Annotated in this window: 3 protein-coding genes and 1 pseudogene; 3 read left to right on the forward strand and 1 reads right to left on the reverse strand. The window is 58.7% G+C overall.

Features of this window, described 5'->3' with window-relative positions:
- Positions 1 to 615, reverse strand: a pseudogene (locus CO655_RS34655) (hypothetical protein); the annotation flags it as partial.
- A 190-nt stretch (positions 616 to 805) separates the two neighbouring features.
- On the opposite strand from CO655_RS34655, the gene CO655_RS32900 reads away from it, so the two are divergent.
- The 3 genes from CO655_RS32900 (at position 806) to CO655_RS32910 (ending at position 3,051) form a co-directional block, all read left to right on the forward strand.
- A complete protein-coding gene (locus CO655_RS32900; RefSeq protein ID WP_097608382.1) occupies positions 806 to 1,378 on the forward strand; it encodes a transglutaminase-like cysteine peptidase in 573 nt (190 codons plus the stop codon).
- A 342-nt stretch (positions 1,379 to 1,720) separates the two neighbouring features.
- Positions 1,721 to 2,122 (forward strand): hypothetical protein, encoded by a 402-nt coding sequence (locus tag CO655_RS32905; protein ID WP_097578911.1) that lies wholly within the window; start codon positions 1,721 to 1,723, stop codon positions 2,120 to 2,122.
- Between the two features lie 221 nt (positions 2,123 to 2,343).
- The gene (locus tag CO655_RS32910) at positions 2,344 to 3,051 is read left to right on the forward strand and encodes an isoprenylcysteine carboxylmethyltransferase family protein (protein WP_097608434.1); all 708 of its coding nucleotides are present in this window, start codon (positions 2,344 to 2,346) and stop codon (positions 3,049 to 3,051) included.
- Positions 3,052 to 3,156: the final 105 nt, after the last annotated feature.

A 3,156-nucleotide genomic window follows, 5' to 3' on the forward strand; every position in this document is an offset into this window, starting at 1 on the left:
GCCGCCGTTGTCGCTTTTGCCGGAGCCGCCGTTATCGCCCTTGCCCGGACCGTCATTATCACCCTTCCCGTGACCTTCCTTGCCGCCTTTGCCTGGGCCGTCCTTGTCGTGCCCGTGATCCTTGCCACCCTTGTCGCCGCCGTGATGATCACGGTCCTTGCCGCCGTGGTTGCCTTTGCCATGGCCATCCTTGCCATGATCGTGATCCTTGCCGCCCTTGCCGCCCTTGCCGCCCTTGCCGCCGTGATGATCGTGGCCATGGTCGTTGTCGTCACCAGTATTGTCGCCAGAGTTGCCACCGGTGTCGTCGCCGGTGTCGTTTCCGCCATCATCCGCAACCTGATTGCCACTGCCACTCTTGCCGCCGCTTTCGGCAGTGGAACCGGTGCTAGATGTCTTCTGGCCGCCGCCAATGCCTCGGCTGCCGCGATCGTTGTCGTTCGGGTTGAACTTGCTGCCGGCGGGAATTGATCTGGTCGGCATGCACAGCCGGTATTCGAGCGTGCCGCGCACGGCGGAATTACAATTGACGACCGTCGGGGCTGCCATGGTCAGGCTGCTGCTTGCCAGAAGGAAAGCAACGGCGACGCCGAATTTCGATGCTCTGCTGCTCATTTCAATCGTCTCCCAGGGTTAACCGAATGTTAACTGGGAGACCTTCTATACTAACGATCAATTAACGTGAAGAATAAACGATAGCTAATCTGTCCATATTAGATATTACGGTTAAATTTACAAGTATAAAATTTTAATAAATTTTTACTTTGGCCGTGTTATTGTAAAAGTGAAATAAGGGGAATCAGCTATGAAGCGTCTCTTTTCGCTTGCTGTTATTTTATCCTTTCTTGTGCCTTTTCAGGCTGTTGCCGGATCCTCCTTGCCTGTGACGAGAAGTATCGGCGCGCCTGTGGGATTCGCGGCGGCCTGCGCCAAGTATAAGTGGCTGTGCGGCAGGGCGGCGGCCCAACAACTGCACGACGCGGCAGGCATAGCGCTGCTTCAAAAGGTCAACCGGGCCGTCAATGGACGCATCATTCCTGCGGAAGATCGTCCGTCTTCCCACGGGGATGTCTGGTCTCTCCCGGTTGCCGGCCGGGGCGACTGTGAGGACTATGCCCTCCAGAAGATGAAGGAGCTGATCGACGCCGGTTTTCCGTCAAACAAGCTGGCGCTTTCGGTGGTCATCGGCCCGGATGATCAAAATCACGTCGTGCTCATTGCTCGCACGGACGGTGGCGATTACGTGCTCGACAATCTGTCCAGCGCCGTCAGGCTCTGGCGTTCGACGGGCTATACGTTCTTAGCCACCCAGGATTTTCAGTCGCGAACCGGCTGGCGGGTGACGCTTGCCGGTCCCCGTGCCGGCGAATTCTCCTGAACCAGACGCGTCGTGCAAACGCAAAGATGCCTGGCGATCCGGCTCGCGTGCCTGGAAACTGGCCCCATCTCCTGCACCGTCCTGCGGCTTTCGGGCCGTTATCGAGACATATCGAACCTGAGTGGAGAAGCACAATGAACATCGCTGCGACCGCGGCAAAGGCGAAACGGGTGCAGGTCGCGGTAAATTCGACGAAGAATTGTGCGTCTGAAGATCTGCGTTGAACAGGCGCGATGTAAGAATCGGAAACACTTTGTGACTAAGTGCCTCCAAAAGCAGCGCTTTTCGACTTGCTGAATAACAAGACTTGAACGATATTGCCCAGACGTTGAGGACGTCGTCATGATCAGAATGATAGAAGACCCTGCCGAATTGGCTGGCGAAGACATCACTGGCAAATATATTCTCCGCAGGCTGAACTATCATTGGTTCGCTTACGGCAAGGCGGCCATTGTGACCGCCTGCAAGGGAACGATCCTCCACCTCGATCGCGAGGAAACGGTCTATTCCGAGCGTTGGGGCCGTCGCGCATATACGGGGACCGGCAAGCGTTACCCCGGTGGCATCTGTCCCATTTCGGCGGTCGCCTGTGTTTGCGATACGCCCGATGATGTCAATGCGGTCATTCAACTGGATGTCGAAGCGCAGGACGAATTCTATCAGTTGATCGCCAAGACGGAAGCCAGGGTTCGGGCGCTCGCCGCTTCGTCTGGAGCGAGCCAGTTCATGGAAGCGGCCGAATAAGGCAGTTTTTCAGCGATATTCCCCATTGCCGCAACGGCAGTTGCGGAGAACGCGACCTCTGGCTGCAGAGGCGGCGCTGCGATCGGCGTCGACTTTCACCGGCTGCATTGCCATCGGGTTGTTGCGCGCGCTTCGCCTCCTAAATTCCGCGTAGGGTTGCCAGATTTTAGCGGCCGCTGTCGGCAGTGCGGGCGCTTGGCCCGATGATGCTAGGAATGGTCATGACGCAAAAGGACAATCGACCCGGCCGGTCATTGGTGGCCGCGCCACCGATCGGATCGCTGACTATCACCGTCGCGGTGATGTTTGCCGCACTCTTCTGGCCGGCCGGCACACTTGATTGGCCGCGCGGCTGGATCTTCCTCGGCCTTTTTCTTGCGCTGACAGCAATTGCGATCGTCTGGATCTGGCGGACGAATCCCGAGCTGTTTGCGGCGCGCAGCCGATATCAGCGGGGCACCAAGCGCTGGGATGCGGTGGTGGCGACGCTGACGATGTTTCTCTTTGCCGCCATTCTTCCGGTCGGGGCGTTCGACGACGGGCGTTTCCATTGGGCGCCGCAACCCGACTGGGTCGTGCTCGCCGGCTATATCGTGATGATCGTTGGCTATCTCGGCCTGACCTGGGCGCAATCGGTCAACCGGTATTTCGAGCCGACCGTGCGCATCCAGACCGACCGCGACCACAAGGTGATCGACACCGGACCCTATGCCGTCATCCGCCATCCCGGATATGTTTTTGCCATCGTGCTCGCCGCAGGCATGGCGCTGTCGCTCGGCTCGCTCTATGCGCTGATCCCGGTGGGGCTGCTGGTCGTTGTGCTGTTCGGCCGGACGCTGGGGGAAGAAATGGAGTTGCGCCGTGGGCTCGAGGGGTACGAGGAGTATATGGATCGGGTGCGCTGGAGGTGGGTTCCCGGTGTCTGGTAAGGGGGACGGCGCCAGCGGTTGCCGGCCCGCGATTGTTCTCAGGAAGGCAAAGCGCCACCTCTCTCCGACCTCATCCTTGTACGTTGCCGTTGTTGTATAATGCGG

This window comes from Rhizobium sp. M1 (genome assembly GCF_002531805.1).
GTDB lineage: Bacteria > Pseudomonadota > Alphaproteobacteria > Rhizobiales > Rhizobiaceae > Rhizobium > Rhizobium etli_C.

Excerpts from the sequence above, each read along its gene's own strand:
- CO655_RS32900 (WP_097608382.1), top strand. The coding sequence starts at position 806 with ATGAAGCGTCTCTTTTCGCTTGCTGTTATTTTATCCTTTCTTGTGCCT.
- CO655_RS32905 (WP_097578911.1), top strand. The coding sequence starts at position 1,721 with ATGATCAGAATGATAGAAGACCCTGCCGAATTGGCTGGCGAAGACATC.
- CO655_RS32910 (WP_097608434.1), top strand. The coding sequence starts at position 2,344 with ATGACGCAAAAGGACAATCGACCCGGCCGGTCATTGGTGGCCGCGCCA.